This is a genomic window from Roseiconus lacunae (genome assembly GCF_008312935.1).
GTDB classification, from domain to species: domain Bacteria; phylum Planctomycetota; class Planctomycetia; order Pirellulales; family Pirellulaceae; genus Stieleria; species Stieleria lacunae.
Genome location: NZ_VSZO01000005.1, coordinates 1 through 16,215 on the forward strand (window position 1 = coordinate 1; position 16,215 = coordinate 16,215).

Here is a 16,215-nt window from a genome sequence, read left to right on the forward strand (position 1 = left end):
CATGAGATCTGGCAAGCAGAGACCAAGGCCGATGCCGAGAAAGCGTTCGACGCGTTCTGCGAAAAATACCAAGCGAAGTACTCCCAGGCATGTGCCTGCCTGAAAAAGGATCGGTCGGTGCTTCTAACGTTTTACGACTTTCCGGCCGAACACTGGAGCCATCTGAGGACAACGAATCCGATTAAATCCACATTCGCGACGATCCGCCTTCGTCATCGCAAGACAAAAGGTAACGGGTCGCGCCGAGCGAGCTTAGCGATGATGTTCAAGCTTGCTGAATCAGCATCGAAGAAATGGAGACGACTAAACAGCCACGAAAAGATCATTCACGTCATCGAAGGACGGTCCTTCAAAGACGGAATCCTGCAGGAAGAAATCGCCGCCTGAGAATTTTCTCAGAACACAACTATTGCAAATATCTCGGAAACTGATCGCAGTCTTACCTGTACCCCGTCGCCCCACGAAAAAGCACTTTTTTCGCTCTTCGGAAATTGCCGCGCGGATTGCAGGAGTTACAACGAATAGCGATGGATCATCTCTTAGAATGTCGTATTCAGCGAACGAATGCCCGACATGCACTCTGCCCAGTGCGTCTTTAGGTACATGAACTTTTTTTTCTTTTTTTGCCACTATGTGCTATCTCCAAGAAATTGAAACGGAGCGAGAGTATATCCGATCCGAACTCTGTTGATCCTGGATGTCAGGTATTTTGGATCTCACTGTTACTCGTTTTTGAAGTTAGGTATCTGTCTAGAACTGGCTACTACCGTTGGATGCACCGGTGGCCGATACCGGAACAAGAAACTGAAGCGTGGCATGGCGAGCGACGGAATGCTTACCGGTTTATACCGATAAACTGTTTGTACTGCATTTTGATGCGATCGTTTGCGTTTTTGCGTTGCGGTTGATAGGCTTGGAAATACCGCGATTTCGGGGCTTTATTGCATTTCCGGCTCGGTGATTTGGCTGTTCTTCTAATCCGACGGTCGGAGGTTCGAATCCTCCTGGGCGTGCTGCTTTTCAAACGGTGACCACGCCCGCGACCACGCCTGCCAACGGACTTGAATTCAAAAAAGCGGAATTTCTATTGCTCCTGACCTTTCCACTCAGAGGAGCAATCGATGTCGTCTCTCAAGTCTCTTGCCCGTCGCCGCACCAAACCAGTGAAGCCACGAAAGGACTTCCCTTTATACGCCCACCGATGCGGGCAATGGGCGAAGAAGGTTTGCGGTCGCCTCTACTACTTCGGCACCTGGGACGATCCTGTCGCCGGCGAGATGGCGTGGGATGCTCCGAAGTATGCGCTACTCGAAGGCAACGACCCGAGCGACGCTGGCCCCGGCGACGACGATGATCTAATCCGCAAGGCGCAGCCGAAGCCCCATGGGCGTACTGCCGTTTTAGCCGATACACGAAGTGTGCACGGAGCCTCATGAGCAACCGCCGCTGTCGATGCCAATTCGATCGACCCAACAGCGCGATCTGAATGGTCGAGTTTGCTCGGCGAATCGCTTTGGCCGCAGTCTCAGGGTCCGGGCTCAACCCATCGTCTTGGTACCGCATCCGAGAGACATTGAAAGCCGTCGCCTTGTAAATGAACGCCGTGTCACTTCTTCTTGTTTGCGGCGACGATTATCAACGCAACGACGAACAGGCATAACCCGACTGAAATGCCGATACCCATGGTCTGTTCTCCTCTGAGGCGGAACATTGGGAATCACTGGGAAACAGCGAACGAGTTGAATAAATTCAAATGCACTCGAATCTATGGAACCAAATACAACCGACAACGGAGCATTGTACCAACCACGGATCGGCAGTGTGGGATTGAAACGGTTGCGAACGCTTGCGTGGTTCGTACGTTCCGGGTGACTGACGGCAGGTCCTTTCGCATCAGCGATGCAACCTCTGCGATGCCAAGGACTCTGAAGTCCGTATCGAGCTGAAAGCCATTGGATGTGAGGACATCCTCGGCGTCAGGAGGTAGACGTTTACTTCAAAGGCACCGACGCGATGCGACTTCCGAAAACAGGCTGCGACGAGCCCACTTGCAGTCGACATGAGCAAGCGGGCTCTGCGATCGGCATGAAGATTTGCATCGGTGACTTTACGAAAGGAGTGAGGATAGCGTACAGCGGAGAATCGGCTCGCTTGCCGCTTATCCCCTTAACTTCTTACCTAAAGCGATGCCATGGTTATTCGCCGTTCCGTTCCGCACGGAATCGAGCGTGCTCAGCCTTGAAGTACATAGCAGTTACAGCAAGGAACACAGGCAAAAGGAGCAAGAAAGGAAATGCGAAATGAGTACCGAAATACGCCTTGCGATACCAGAGCAGATGCCAGTCGTGCACCGCGAACCAGGAAAAGATAGCCATGCAGCTGCCAACCACAAGAATGGAAGACAAAACTAAACCGGTCATTTGAATCGCAAGTGGCCAATTGGTCGGAAACTTGGTCATGAACTTATACGCAAACGTACGCCTAGGATATTCTGCACCGAAGTAGTTGAGTGACGCGAATGCCCATGTGTCATCCATGTTTGACGGCATCTTGCAATCAACGGGATGTCTCCACCAATAGTACGTCATGAGAGATACCGCAGCGACAATTGTAATGTTCAAAGCGATAATCCCTGGAAAGCCCAGTGAGGCCATTGCTGGGTTGCCTTCAAGTGCGAGATCCGGTGTAAAGGCGTACGTCGTTCCTATGTCCGCAGCCCGAGCAACGGTTGGAGCGACAATGGACGCGATGAAGATCAATGTGCGATTCATGCTTCGTCTCAAGAAGGTTCCAGGCGAATTACGGTTCAGCAGGGCCGCGTGAACGACTCACCACTTCGAAAACATCAACTCGCAATCTCCGTTGCAACCGATGGTTATCGCTTTTCTGGAATGCCAATCACCAAAGGATCTACTGGGTAACTCACCCGAGTGACAACAAGCGTTTCGGGATGAAGTGAACCCACAATCGCCGGATGAATCGCAGTCCCCTTATGCAAGAATACTACCGCTCGCTTTCTTGCAAGCAAGTCCTTGATGGCGGATGAGTCGATGGAGTCGCCGTTCAGTCGAGTGAACTTAAGTGTGTCGAAGGAAGCCGCAAACCGCTTGGACCGCAGGACGAGCACCGACCGTCCCCTATCAATCGACGCCGTCACAGACCGACCACCGTGGTCAATCGTACGTTCGCGATTCCATGATTGGTGATTCTGGATCCAGTCCATTGTGGTCCCAACAAACAGTTTCCCGTTGGGTGTGTTATCATCAATGCGTGCATCGATGATCATCTGGGGTGTCCCGGCGACTGGATCATCAGCTGTGACAACACAAACCGTTAAAAGAAGAGTCAGCAGTGCGAGAACAGATCGGTACAAGATTCTCATTGGATTCTTCTTTGCGATAAGGATTGTGGTCACCACGTCGGCGCGGGCGACATGAACACAAATGTAAACCCAACTCGCCGACTACGGTGCGTTACTTGGTTCGTCGCTTTGAGGTTCCCGACGATATGAAGTTGGACAGTCCCAAGCTATTGTAGCGACCGCTGCGTATCCGGGGGTCGATCCATCAACCTGGACCGGGATCGACAAAGTGTGTGGGTACCGTGGGGGCGAATCGATTGCGAACGCTTACGTGGTCCATGCGTTCCGGGTGACTGACTGGCAAGTCCGCGTCGAACTCAAACCCGGTCGATGAGAGGGACATCCTCGACGTCAGGAGATTGGCGTTTACTTCAAAGGCACAGACGCGATGCGACTTCCGAAAACACACTGCGACGAGCCCAGTTGCAGTCGGCATGAGCAAGCGGACGCTGCGGCCGGCACGAAGATCTGCATCGGTGACCTCACAAAAGGAGTGAGGATAGCGTACAGCGGAGAATCGGCTCGCTTGCCGCTTGTCCTCTTGACTTCTGAGCTAAAGCGATCGATAGGTTCGCCGAATTTCCCGCACCGACGATATGCCCTGTGAGAATTCCATAAACATATCGCACCAACTCACCCAGAATCGTTCTTGGTGATTCGCACCTCAGTTCCAGCAAGCGGGAAAATGTGGTGGAGACAGTGTTCTGTAAATACAGCTAATTCGTCGTATGTAGGATCTCGAAGCACAAAGGCACGGAAAAAATGGGCAGTCGATCCGTCGAGGAACCGAAGACTGACATTGTCATCAAACGGTACTGAACCGATGTCAAAATCCGGAGGTGAAGAATGTTGTGCGATGTAGTTGTCAAGTGACGCGTGCCATCGGTCTGGAATCTCGTTGATCTTCATTTCCAATTTGGTAGCGGCGACGCACCCAATCATATTCTGTCTGCAAACGTAGGTGTTCACACGGTGGCGCCCCGGGATGTTATGGTCACAAAAATACGTTGCCGCCACTCATGTGCTCCACATGGTTCTTGCGATGGGCTGGCGTGGCGGACGACTCGCCCTGGGGACGAACGTCGCTAACCTTAGAATACTGGCCGAAGTTTGCCCGAGCAACAATCGACCGAGCGAATCTGCAAGCCAGCGACGACCTGCGGCCGAAGCGACAGCACTGGCATTCCGGCATTGGCAAGATCACGCAACGATTAGTGTTTATTAGTGGCGATTAGTGTTCCAGTTAGAAAGAACACTAATCTTCGCTAATCGCACACTAATGACTTTGTCGCGAGAGCTCCCCAGCATTGGTCGGCGGCGGCGAGCGAACAAGTATCACGAAGCTTGGCGATCAACCGAGCAACCTCAGGCAGCAAGAACGACGGCCGTAACCGGGCGGCGACGAAAGACTTTCCATTTCAAAATCGCCCGACTTCGCCGCTCCGGTTTACGGCTTGGTTATCGGGCCGTCTTGAGAGTGCAGTGTTGGCGTGCTCTAGGAAGTCCGTCGCGTTTCGACAAACAGCATCCAGAGGCCAACCGCAGGAGCAGTGAATAGCACCAACAGTGTTGCAATTGGAGAGGATGGCCAGTTCATACTCGCTCGCACGGCGTCATTCGCGAAGAGTGATGTCGAAAACCAAGTAATTGGAATCGTGAAGGTAAGGACTCCAATTAATGTCAACATGCCGGAAGCTACGCTTATGCGTGCGCGGCAATACCAAATCATCACGGCGGCCGTCATCGTTATGGCAAAGCATATCACCGGCACGATCGCCAAACCAGTTTGGTCGAATCCGATGAGGAAGCAGGCGATGATCACCATCCATGCGGAACTGCCAATCGCACCGCCAAACCAACCGCCGGCGTTCCATCGAGATTGAGATATGTCAGTGGAAATATCCAACGATCCGTTCATTTGCGTTCGTTCCTGATTTATGGTGTAGCCTTGAGTTTGCCAGATAACGATATAAGTTGAACCCGCTTCAGTCAGGCGTAGTACCGAAACACGGATTATATCACCCGGCTGAGTAGGCTTCATCTACCGATATCCCTCAATTCGCCGGTAGTGACGATCTGACCACTAATCGCAAGCGCTCATGGTAACCGCCTACGCCATCCGTAGGTTCTGGGAGACGACTGACTCCCAGGGAACAAGCGATGAAAAGCGGCAACAAAGACCGGATGCTCGATTGGTTCAAGTACGCCCACCTACCCGACACGCTCCGCGAAGCATCTCCGCCATTCGGCGAGCTAGCCGAGATGATCTGTGACTCGATCGAGCCCGGCCCCGAGAGGACGGTGGCACTACGCAAGCTGCTTGAGGCCAAAGACGCCGCCGTCCGAGCCAAGCTGAAACCTGGAGGGGGAGACCGAGAAATCTCGACATCGACAGGTGCGATGCGACTTCCCAAAACACGCTGCGCCGAGCCCGGCTGCAAACGATTGGTGGCAAGCTTACGTTGTGATTGACACAAAGCACAATGTGCGAAGTACCGCAGCGGCGATCCATTCTATTCGTGAAAGTCCTGGCGAGACCTAAGACGCGAGCGACTCCGCCACGAGCCCCTATGCCGGACGCGTAAAGCGGAAGGACGCACCCGAGCAGCCAACGTGAAAGATCGGCTCGCTTGCAGCTTATACTCTTGACTTCTCATCTAAAGTGATCGAATGGTTATTGGCGCCCAGCGTTGCTTAGGATAGCCACGGCAGCGGCCTCAGTGTCGTAGTCTACAACGATTATGCCCTCATGAGTCGCCTCAAGCCGCTTTAGCAAAGTGCCGTTGCGGTTCCAAGCCGATGACCTCCCGACACATTCTGCACTATCCAGCATTCCAAGACAATTTGCCATCATTACCACCGTCGAATGAACGCGGGCAATCTCGGATAACCGTTCGTTCGCGATATCCACTCCGTGAGCAGTCTTGGCGACGCTCGCTATTTAGACGGTCGCACCAGATTCAATTGCTCGCTGCGAGTGCGTCGGAACAGACAGTTCGTAGCAGATTGCCAAGGCAATGGTGGGGTTCGTGTGTATTACGGCATCGGATTCTGGACCAGGCTCAAAGAATGGCTCTTCGTCCGGGTGCAGGTGCTGTTTTGAATAGACCCGCAATTCCGAATTAGGTTCAAACACCAGCGTTGATATACACGGTAGACGATGACCAAGCGTGGGAACGCCCACAGCGATATATATGCCGTGTTGCACCGCAGTTGACCGTAAACTGGCGAAGCAAGTGTCTTCATGGGACCTTGCGTGCGATGCCGCCAATGGTGGTTCGTAGCCGGTCAGAGAGAGTTCCGGAAAGACGATGAGGCGAACGTTGTTTCGCACGGCTAGATCGATCAGGGACTGATGACCAGCGATATTGCCTTCAACCGGACCGACGATTGGCCGTGATTGAGCGACAGCGATCTTCATCGAATACACCAAGTCTCTAGCCAACAACACCGATCACCCGGTCCGCACGGTTGATCTTCCATTTTCAAACCGCCCGACTCGGGTGCATGGATTGTTCCTCTTCCGGTTTGCGCGCCACGACCATATAGCGTTTTGTTCGTGTTGACGGCATTGCATTCGTATGATCCATCATGCCAACATGCTCGACCACCAATCCAACTTGTTCAAGCAAATATGGAACCGTCGCGATTGTACGGCAAGCAGAGAGAGGAAGTTCGTCAACGAATTCGGCCCAATCACCGGTCCAATCACAACGATCGAAGAGTCCATCCATGATGACCACGCAACCGCCAGGGCGAAGCCAATCGTTCCAGTTCCGAAAAGCGGCAAGAGGATCGAAAAGATTGTTTACCAACAAACGTGACGCAATGAGGTTAAATGTCCCTGAACAGAAGAGTGACGCATCATCGGAGTGGTCACAAAAGCCTTGAACGGTGGTGACATCGCTCAATTCAGATTTCGCTCGAAGCAGTGCGATCATTGGCTGGGAAGGTTCCAGCGCTGTGATATCGAGTCCCGGAACCCGGACTAACGCAAGGCAAAGTGCGCCAGTACCGCTTCCCACGTCAAGCACCGCCATATCTCCAGAGAACCGCACGTAGCCTTCGAGGTCTGCGACGCACGCATCATGATCTGCGCGGTCCATTGCGTCGATCCACGTATCGTACTTCGATGCTTCGCCAGCGTTGCACATTGCGAGATAGCGTTCGCGTGACTGCGATTGAGAAGTTCGAAAAGTCAACGTCTTGCTTCCGTCGGGGAACGACATTAGTTAAACCCGACTCAGTCAGGTGCATTACGGCAACACGAAGCATATCACCCGACTGAGTAGGTTTCATCTACCAATATTCGTCGGTTCACTGTTAGCGACGATCTGAAGCCGCACAATGTTTTCGAGTGCTATCCATTCAAGCTGTCCATCATCAATGGGCATTATCGTAGCACCTGGAAGTGTTAGCAAGATCGGCGTGTGGGTGGCGACGAAATGTTGCGACCTATCGGTCCGTACGAAGCTGTGCATCAGTACCAGAAGCATCAACTGCCGGCGTGGGCAAAGCGTTGATTCTGACAGTCCATCGTGAGAAGTCCATCGTCAGATCTGTTTTGGATGACGGACAGAAACGCTTCGCCGTGATACATTTTGTGTAACGATCGACCACCGTAGGGTAGCTTCGTGAAACGACCATCGCATTCAGCTCCGATAGGCTGGCCTCCCAAAGGCCCGGACTGCATACTCAGAGTTCGCCCGACCGCCCACCGCTGCCGTATCAGTGTTTAGGGTGAATCCATCGGCCCGGTCCCGCATCCAAATCGCGATCCAAGCCGCTGCCTCAGGAATCAAGGCGAGTCGCCGTTGTTGATCCAGCAATCCCGATAATCGATATTTGTTCAACCAGATGACACTTCTACCTGCGACTGGTAGGCACCGCGAGATCTTTGCAGGGCGTCGTTGCCGTTGGCTACTTCCTGCGATCGTATAGATCGAAGTGGCGGATGTGAGTTTTCAATCGTACGGAACGATGGTCGCCCGTTGTGTAGTCTTTATAGCGTGAACGACTGACGACTAGCTGCGTGGTTTGATCGCTGGGTTCCGCTGTGTTGTGCTGATTTGCTATCCTAACCAGTTTACAGATCGAAATATGGGAGGTGGTGCAAGCTATGGATTGTTTTACGATGATGAGGAAGGTCGGACCTTTCAGGTTCCGGTTCGACACTCGAATCTATCTCGAAGAGACAACTCACCCCAGCAAGCGTGATCGTGCTGTTGCCGCAGTCATTGGGAAAAACCCAGGCTCAGCGATGCCGACCGAAACAGACTGTCTCACGCGTCTGAACCTTGATGATCCCAGTCATGGGCGGCTTCCGCGAACCGTTCGTCGGTGTTTTCTTTTAGCTTACGAACGCGCGGGGCTTTCGCCGCGCGCCGGTGACTTCATTCAGTCATGGAATCTTTTCTATCTAACTGACCCGGACCTGAAAGCCGCGAAGGTGAGCATCGGGGAAATGGAGCGATACCACTCGCTCCCGATATGCGCTTCGGAGCAAATCATTCCGCCTATCGTGTGGTTCGCATGGGGGCGACCTGAGAAAGAAAAGTTAGCCAAGTATGCGATTCGGTTCTTGCAACACGACATCCAGAATCCATTCTATTACTGTATGTCAAGTAAGCGGATTGTCACCGACATACCCGCGCCCCAAGTCGGAGCGAAGCACACGCAAGGGCTTCCCGTTGAACCCATCGTCGGGCATTTGGCAGGCATACTCAAGTCATAGCGGCGAGAGTCTAGGATTGAGTTGGAAGATTATCGCAAACGGGGTATCCCTATCGTAGTTATTCATGAGAACGGCCACTGGGATGCGTTCGAAGACCAGGAGGCTTGCGTCGTTGTTAAGGATGAATAAGCAGAATCTCGACATTTTGATGCAATTGCTCATCTGCATCTCGCTGGTTCTGTTCTCGATCGAGACTTTGCCCGACCTCAGTAGCGCGACGATTGCTTCGGTATGCCGAAGTCGCCATTGTGACAGTCTTCACCATCAAGTACGTCGTCCGCTTGTACCTAGGAGGACTCAAGTTTGCTGGAAGTTTCTTTGGTGTCGTAGACTTGCTCGCAATTCTTCCGTTCTATCTTTCGCTAGGCTTCAACCTCCGTGCGCTTCGAGCCTTCCGTCTCCTTCGACTGATCCGAGTGCTGAGGTTGGCCCGATACAATAAAGCTATCGCAAGGTTCCATCGAGCGCTCGTTATCGCCAAAGAGGAGTTCATCCTCTTTGGATTCACTACCGGGATCTTGTTGTTCCTGTCGGCGGTTGGGATCTATCATTTTGAAAACGAAGCCCAACCGGAAGTTTTTGCTTCCGTGTTCCATTCGCTTTGGTGGGCGATTGCGACGCTGACAACCGTCGGATACGGGGACGTTTACGCAGTCACCGCCGGCGGGAAGGTGTTCACCTTTTTGGTTTTGCTCGTTGGCCTAGGGATTGTGTCGGTACCGGCAGGGCTTGTCGCGTCAGCCCTCTCGCAGGCTCGCGAGATGGAGGATACCAATTGATCGTAGCTGCGATCGCGCGTTTCTATACACGCTTGTACAAGTGCCCAAAAATACTTAATCGGCGATGTTTTGGACCGATGCAAGCTAATGTGACACCTGGTTTTCGTACTTCCTGGCGGAAGGGAAAGCGGAATTGGGTACACGCGAAGGATTTTCCACATGCAGGAACGCCATCTTACGTTCTCTGGTTCACTTAATGGCTACCCTCGCTGATCTCGCCAAGGTCTCGGGAAACCGATTAGTGTAATACGAAGTGCGTTGATATTTTGATGTGTAAGCGTGGCCTGAGAAGATAGTTTCGTGTCGGCGTACATGTCATTCTGATTTTGGAATGCCACGTGTATTGCATATTTCTCTTTAAACATACAAAGCCGAAGTGAAAACCACTCACTCAAATCCGAAAGTTCCGCGTAAACTTGCTTTGACGCACAAAGCTTTCCGACGTCAGATACGAACGCGTCAAATACCGAGTTGGAAACCCACAGGGAGTTCACATTTGTATTGGCATCACCGAATCCATGTGGAGTGGCAAAGAAAACATCGCACTGAAACGAATCGTGATCGGACGCGGTTGGCTCAATCGAGAAAGTTAGAAGCGATGTGTCGGGGAATAAGTCCATTGGTCCGTAATGGTGGGAACGAATCGGATAATTTCTGAAGTTACGTAGTCGCCACAAAAGGCAAACTACTTTAATCACCTTTACTAGGCGACTCAGGCAGATCGAAAAATTGGTCGTTCTACAGGTGGCGCGAATACATCGTTGGACGGTTTTGAATCATTGTAGCAATTACGGATCGGTATGTTGCGGGACTCCGGTCTGGGGCGGGATTGGCAAAGTGCGTGGGGGCAATGGAGTTGATGCGATAGAGAACGCTTACGCCATGAGTATGATCAGGTCCTATCTTCACGATAGGACCTGACCATGGCAACAGAAGACGTCCGGCCATCTTGACCGTGATGGCGAGAGTGATTGGGACACCGGCTACGACAATTACCGCTGTGCGATCTCCACATAATTGTCCGTCAGCTAAATCTGGTTCGAGAAATCCGTAGCATTGTCAATCGCGTCTGGCCTCAGAGTCTCTGGCTCCTTCTTGTCCGCAGAGCAGAGCAGCGGGCGTCCATCATTTAGCGTGACTGACACGACGTTCCTCACGCCGATGCGCCAGTAAACGCTCTAGCAACAACTCCAACGGGGCCGCTGATCAGACCTCCGATTGCGGCATCCCCCAGTCGATACCTTCTTGGTTTTTTCAAGGATCTCGACGTCTTTAGCTTGAGAGCCCTTCTGTTTGGACTGAACCAGAACGGATAATCGGCTATCAGCGTCGGCAGATTTCCCGTACCTGATCGAACGAATTTAGCTTTCCGGTTCTCACCAAAATCTAAATCGATGACGTCAATTGAAGATTTCTCAGGCAGTAACTAGGAAGTATCAGTATCTGATTGCGTATCGGGCAGCCATCACACGGCAGTGATTGCCAAAGGCAGCAAAAGGATACCGACGCATCCACTACACTCTGTCTCGGACAATGAGTGAGGATCGCGTGCGACGGAAAATTGGCATATTCTTGACTTCTGACCTAAAGCGATCCGGTGATTGAGCACCCTCATGAATTTCGCAAGGATTAGATCGGCCAGCCGCATTCCGTGCATCGGTAATCGCTATTAACAATCGCGTTGCTTCCACAAACAGAACAGTGCTCGGTTTCGACGCCGAGATCGTCCGCTCGTGACCGTTGATCCCCAAGTGGCAATGTTCCATCCGCCGAGTCATTAGCGTGATCTTGTAACCCCAGAGAGTTTGCTGCCTGTGGCGAATCGCCCGGCATCCAAGTAGTTTTCACCACCGGTTCAAGAGGCGTGGCCCTATCGGAAGCGACCCCGTCTGGCAATGTCACTATCAACTTGGCGCGGTGCGGGAGAACAATCATTCCTGCCGCCGCACCTGCGATTGTAAACGCGTTGCCAACTTATTTTGAAAGTGTTGATCTGTTCGGAGCAACAATCCGTCGTGGAACCGTACCCGCTCTCCCTTTCTCTTCGGGTAGGTGGGGCCGCCCCACGTCGAACGACTGCGGTTTTCCCTGGAGTTCCGTAGGAACAAGGCAAAGGAATCCTGGCAATGTCCAACGCACTGGGCGGGCAATCGATCTGGCGACGCACGCACATCAATTATTTCGGCAATTTGCATTCGTCGTCGATGTGTGCTTGCACATTAGAGATGCATCGTGACGATCATCGCCAAACGGTCAACTCGTATGACTCGGTCCGTGCCGCCATTATTCAGTGACCGTGGCCTTGTCACGCGATCCTCTTTGGGGACCCGGTCGACCAGCGTTAAGTGCAGTGTAGCAGATAAGTCCGTAGGTAGCTGCGAAGGCGAAGCCCATGATTGCCATCCCGCATGCGTCGTCCCAGGCGGCCGCGTACACATCAACCTGGACGCTACCACCGCTTCGCTGCATCGGGTTGTACGTATTAACTGCGGCGTGGTGACCAAGCGAAAACAAATACGACCAAACAAGAGAGATCACGTAGTGGGCCGCCATTGCCGTCGACGTCCCGAGACTCAGGCGAAGGTGTAAAAGGCAGGTGATTGCAGTTGGTGAAAAGTTGAGGACCAGGGGCCACTCTGAACCTCGTGAATTGGCGAGAACGGGGAATGCGGCGAAGTGGATTGCGACCAGTGCCGTGAACGCGAGCAGGTCGAGGATTTTGAACCGCCGAAGCACTTTTGGATCCGCCAGCGGATGCTTGGGGGCATCTACTGCTTCTAGTCGCAACGCAGTGTCACATCGCGGGCATTGCATGAATTTCGATCGCTCCATTAGTCTTTCAAGTAGCCGTTGCGATCACCGAAATACCGCGATCGAGTTGGCTCCAATCGGATGCACTCGACTCATTCGAGGCGAATGCAAACCGAAAGCGGAGCATTGTACCAACCGTCGATCGGCAGCGTGGACCCGAAAAGATTTTGAGCACTTACGCTTTGTACGTTCCGGGCGACCGACTGACAGCTCCGTTGCATCAGCGATATAAACTCAACTTGTGAACGACCCACAAGTCCGCGTCAAAGTGAACGTCGATGGATTGGGAAGCTGCCTTGACGTCAGCAGTGAGTCTTTACTTGCGAGGCTGACACGTGCGATACAAGTTCCGTCGATATGATGCGCCGAGTTCGACTGGGATCGATTGTTTGTCGCAAGCGGTCGCCGCGATCGATACAAGGCGAGAGACGCGAAGAACCGCGGCGTCGGGCCATTCTACCCACGGGAGCCATGGCGGTCCCATCGCCATGAGCGGCTCACACAAAAGAGCGAGCCATTCGTCCTGCGGTGATGATCCGCAAGAACAGCCACAGCAATCACAGAGACCGAGGCGGCGACGGCGCAGACGGATCCCAGTGCACAGTGCTCCGCACACTTCGCTTCCGTAGGTATGAGCCGATTGATTCCGTCTTGAGAGTTCTTCCAGGCGATGCAACGACCGGAGATCTGCCAAAACTCCCGCCGGTCGGCTACGTTGCGGGATAGAAACCATCAAAGTTGGATATTTCACATTCATTCCTGCAGTTCTTCCGGAAGTGTCTAGCCCTTTTCCGCCGGGTGTTTCATCCCGTTTTGTCGTAATCGAAATTGAACAGCTTCGCTCACTCCTCCTTTGGATCCGAGTCAAGCGGAAAGCAAGCTTCTGGGACTTTGTGTCCAACTATTCAGTCAATGAAAAAGTCCCCATCGTTTCTGATCACTTCTTTTTCCGCATTTGTGGTGTACCCGTACTGAACGTGATGTGGCAACCAAACTCCGGATCGAGACACCCCTTGATTTTGACATGATTCAAGCCTGGGTCTCGCCCTGGCACCTTTTCCGGACAGAGCTAGCATTGCTTTGAGTGCTGAGTGAGCTGTAACCGTTTTGAAGGATTTTAAAGCAGCTGCCACTAGCGGAAGTGTATTAAACTGATTCACTCTGGCGATCGGGTGGTTCTACGATCTTCGGGCGATCATCGACATGGAGCCTTATTGATGTCTATTTCGATTGGTGCGATTCCACGGCTTTTCTTGTGCCTTTTCATCGTAGGGGCATGGTCGACTTTTAGGCTATCGGCACAGTCACCAGACGCCAGAACGAGCCGGCATTCTGAATGGAAACCTCTGTTGGTCGAGTTTTGTCGTCTCGTCGGTGAAGACGCCGTCTCCGAACTCGAGGAGGCCGTGTCTGCGGCCAACGACAGGCTGAAAAATCATGTGATAAAGGTGATGCGATATCGATTGCAACAATCGAGTGGTATCGATGCCCTTCGTCAACGACTGAGTGAAGTTGGTTGGGAATTCAATGGACTGGAGCTCTACGTTACAGCTGAAAATAGAGAGTCGGTTGACGACAACGATTTGCAAGTCTTGAACATGCTGCCATTTGTACCTCGTTTAGATCTAAGTGGTATTAAAGTCACCGACAGAGGACTTGAAAGACTCGCCGAAACACCCATACGTGAGTTAGTTTTGACGGGGACAAACATTTCCGATGAAGGCATCAAGAGGTTCGTTGAGAAAGTTCGAAACCAAAAGGCCAACGTCAGCAAGCGTGAGCTAGAAGCGGCGGGGCTAGGGATTTTTGGGAGGCATGGATTCTACGGGGGAACGGGGCTTGAGTCCGTGGAATTAGGCGAGACAAAGATTGGAGACCAGTCGGTCGTTTATTTGTCAGAGCTCAATGATCTGAGGGCAGTTATCTTAAGTGGAACGAATATTACAGATGCTTGTTTTCGTTCGTTAGCAAAGGTGGCGGATCTAGAAATACTTGATGTGAGCCGTACATCGATAGGTGACGAAGGTGTGATCCAACTCTCGAAGCTGAAACGTCTTCGATCGCTTCAACTGAGTGATACAAATGTCACCGATGAATCACTGCCATTTTTGGGAAAGATGGTTCACCTCGAAACGCTTCATTTAAGCGGGACAGCAACGACCGAAAGAGGGCTTCACCACCTGGCGAAACTTCCCAATTTAGATCGCTTAACACTTCCAGAATTACCGCCGGGCGAAAATGCCGACGATCTTCGTGCGAAACATTTACCTCGATTTTTCCCCTGGCGAGCATCACGGAATAAGTCGCTGTATTTGGGGTGGGATCACTGGCGAGCACTACCGAAAGTGGAGGCCCGCGAACGGATCCGTGATCTGCAGCGCGTTGCGATCTCTATGAAAGAACGGATGATGGTTGTTGCGTTCACTCCGAGTTATTTTGAGGATCGGCTGAAAGTTCTAGCCATCGACTTTCAGACGGGAAATTCCAAAGAACTGACGTTCGGGCAAGGCAAGGAACTCGCCTATTCCTGTCCGATCGCATTGTCACGGGATGCCGAATTGCTCGCGACCGGTGCCAAGCGTTCGACCGCAAGGAAAATGGTCGACGAAGGCGGGTACGAGATTCAACGTGTACTACGCACCGTCCCAATCGAGCAGTCCAAGCCAGAGCAAGTGACGATCTGGCGAATACCCAAGGTTGAATCTGAACAGGTAGCACCGGTGCACACCATCGTAGCACCCTGGCCCGTCGCAAAGCTTGCGTTTTCACCGAATGGTGCTCATCTATTGGTCGTCTCACGCATGGAAGCCGAGCCCACGGACGTCCTGTTTGCGGTTGTCGATGTCGTCACCGGTGAGCTGAAGCCAAGAAAGATAGCGACAGGCGAGCTTGAACCGATCAATCAGTTGCTTTCGATGGACTCGATGGCATTATCGCCGAACGGTCGGACCGTCGCGTTTTCCAATCGCCATGGAGTCGGTGTCGTGGACACAAAACGAGGAGAAGTTGATTACCTCTTTCATGAAGCAAAAGCGTTTTATTCTGGTGGTCCACAGTATTCTTCGAGAGGGCCACACCGCCATGAGTTCTCCTTAGACGGTAGATGGTTGCTGAGCACCGTGAACGTACTGAATGTACCAGATTGGGAAATCAACCGTGTTCTAATTTACGACAGGCAGTCTAGACGATTGACCGCTCAGATCATCGGCAGACTTGAAGCGGTTTCCGATGACGGAGCGACGATCGTCACAAGCGAAGTCAATACGATATCACTTTGGCATTTGAGCGATGGCGTCCCGGTTCAATTCGGCTTCACGCAGCGTGTCGGAAATCCGGTGTTGTCACACGATGGCAGGAGTCTATTCAGTCACACGGGCCCTGGCGGAAAAGCTCGATTGGGTGTCTGGGACCTGCGGAATCCTAAGTGAATCCGTAGATGCGCGCCAATCATTTGGATGACTTTCGGTGCACGCTGGGAAAACGAACGGCGAGTCTTGCACTCTCTACGAAACTGCTGGTTCGGTTGGCGG

At 52.5% G+C, this 16,215-nt stretch carries 15 protein-coding genes; 8 read left to right on the top strand and 7 right to left on the bottom strand.

From position 1 onward, the window contains the following. Both FYC48_RS08515 and FYC48_RS08520 read left to right on the top strand, forming a co-directional pair. The coding region (locus FYC48_RS08515; RefSeq protein WP_200836570.1) for a transposase at nt 1-387 on the top strand (387 nt) is incomplete at its 5' end. Between the two features lie 734 nt (nt 388-1,121). Further along, nucleotides 1,122-1,436 carry a hypothetical protein gene (locus FYC48_RS08520; protein WP_149496288.1) on the top strand — a complete coding sequence of 105 codons (315 nt, stop codon included), beginning with the start codon at nt 1,122-1,124 and terminating at the stop codon, nt 1,434-1,436. Between the two features lie 759 nt (nt 1,437-2,195). On the opposite strand, the gene FYC48_RS08525 is transcribed toward FYC48_RS08520, so the two are convergent. Together FYC48_RS08525 and FYC48_RS08530 are read right to left on the bottom strand one after the other, a co-directional pair. Next, complete coding sequence (locus FYC48_RS08525) at nt 2,196-2,771, bottom strand: hypothetical protein (RefSeq protein WP_200836571.1); 576 nt, start codon at nt 2,769-2,771, stop codon at nt 2,196-2,198. A 104-nt stretch (nt 2,772-2,875) separates the two neighbouring features. Beyond that, the gene (locus FYC48_RS08530; protein WP_149496290.1) at nt 2,876-3,382 is read right to left on the bottom strand and encodes a hypothetical protein; all 507 of its coding nucleotides are present in this window, start codon (nt 3,380-3,382) and stop codon (nt 2,876-2,878) included. A 964-nt stretch (nt 3,383-4,346) separates the two neighbouring features. Between FYC48_RS08530 and FYC48_RS08535 the strand changes: the two genes are divergently transcribed. Next, nucleotides 4,347-4,586, top strand: coding sequence for a hypothetical protein (locus FYC48_RS08535; protein WP_149496291.1), 240 nt, complete (start codon nt 4,347-4,349; stop codon nt 4,584-4,586). Between the two features lie 270 nt (nt 4,587-4,856). Here FYC48_RS08535 and FYC48_RS08540 read toward each other — a convergent pair whose 3' ends face one another. Beyond that, the gene (locus FYC48_RS08540) at nt 4,857-5,402 is read right to left on the bottom strand and encodes a hypothetical protein (protein WP_149496292.1); all 546 of its coding nucleotides are present in this window, start codon (nt 5,400-5,402) and stop codon (nt 4,857-4,859) included. Between the two features lie 119 nt (nt 5,403-5,521). Here FYC48_RS08540 and FYC48_RS28120 point away from each other — a divergent pair, with 119 nt between their 5' ends. Continuing rightward, nucleotides 5,522-5,833, top strand: coding sequence for a hypothetical protein (locus FYC48_RS28120; RefSeq protein ID WP_200836572.1), 312 nt, complete (start codon nt 5,522-5,524; stop codon nt 5,831-5,833). 469 nt (nt 5,834-6,302) lie between these two features. Here FYC48_RS28120 and FYC48_RS08550 read toward each other — a convergent pair whose 3' ends face one another. Then, nucleotides 6,303-6,782: a carbon-nitrogen hydrolase family protein gene (locus tag FYC48_RS08550; RefSeq protein ID WP_149496293.1), complete on the bottom strand. Its 480-nt coding sequence runs from the start codon at nt 6,780-6,782 to the stop codon at nt 6,303-6,305. 64 nt (nt 6,783-6,846) lie between these two features. Then, entirely contained in the window at nt 6,847-7,563 is a 717-nt protein-coding gene (locus tag FYC48_RS08555; protein WP_160149400.1) for a class I SAM-dependent methyltransferase, read from the bottom strand. 1,058 nt (nt 7,564-8,621) lie between these two features. On the opposite strand from FYC48_RS08555, the gene FYC48_RS08560 reads away from it, so the two are divergent. Together FYC48_RS08560 and FYC48_RS08565 are read left to right on the top strand one after the other, a co-directional pair. Beyond that, the gene (locus FYC48_RS08560; protein ID WP_160149401.1) at nt 8,622-9,095 is read left to right on the top strand and encodes a hypothetical protein; all 474 of its coding nucleotides are present in this window, start codon (nt 8,622-8,624) and stop codon (nt 9,093-9,095) included. Nucleotides 9,096-9,343: 248 nt separating this feature from the next. Then, entirely contained in the window at nt 9,344-9,874 is a 531-nt protein-coding gene (locus FYC48_RS08565; protein ID WP_235034150.1) for a potassium channel family protein, read from the top strand. 200 nt (nt 9,875-10,074) lie between these two features. On the opposite strand, the gene FYC48_RS27670 is transcribed toward FYC48_RS08565, so the two are convergent. Beyond that, nucleotides 10,075-10,494: a hypothetical protein gene (locus tag FYC48_RS27670; RefSeq protein ID WP_160149402.1), complete on the bottom strand. Its 420-nt coding sequence runs from the start codon at nt 10,492-10,494 to the stop codon at nt 10,075-10,077. 1,506 nt (nt 10,495-12,000) lie between these two features. Here FYC48_RS27670 and FYC48_RS27675 point away from each other — a divergent pair. Continuing rightward, the gene (locus FYC48_RS27675) at nt 12,001-12,168 is read left to right on the top strand and encodes a hypothetical protein (protein WP_160149403.1); all 168 of its coding nucleotides are present in this window, start codon (nt 12,001-12,003) and stop codon (nt 12,166-12,168) included. Here the strand turns inward: FYC48_RS27675 and FYC48_RS08570 are convergent. After that, nucleotides 12,158-12,688 (bottom strand): hypothetical protein, encoded by a 531-nt coding sequence (locus tag FYC48_RS08570; RefSeq protein ID WP_149496296.1) that lies wholly within the window; start codon nt 12,686-12,688, stop codon nt 12,158-12,160. The two genes, FYC48_RS27675 and FYC48_RS08570, sit on opposite strands and share 11 nt — an antisense overlap. 1,214 nt (nt 12,689-13,902) lie before the next feature. On the opposite strand from FYC48_RS08570, the gene FYC48_RS08575 reads away from it, so the two are divergent. Continuing rightward, nucleotides 13,903-16,113: a hypothetical protein gene (locus FYC48_RS08575; RefSeq protein ID WP_149496297.1), complete on the top strand. Its 2,211-nt coding sequence runs from the start codon at nt 13,903-13,905 to the stop codon at nt 16,111-16,113. The last annotated feature ends 102 nt before the right edge of the window (nt 16,114-16,215 follow it).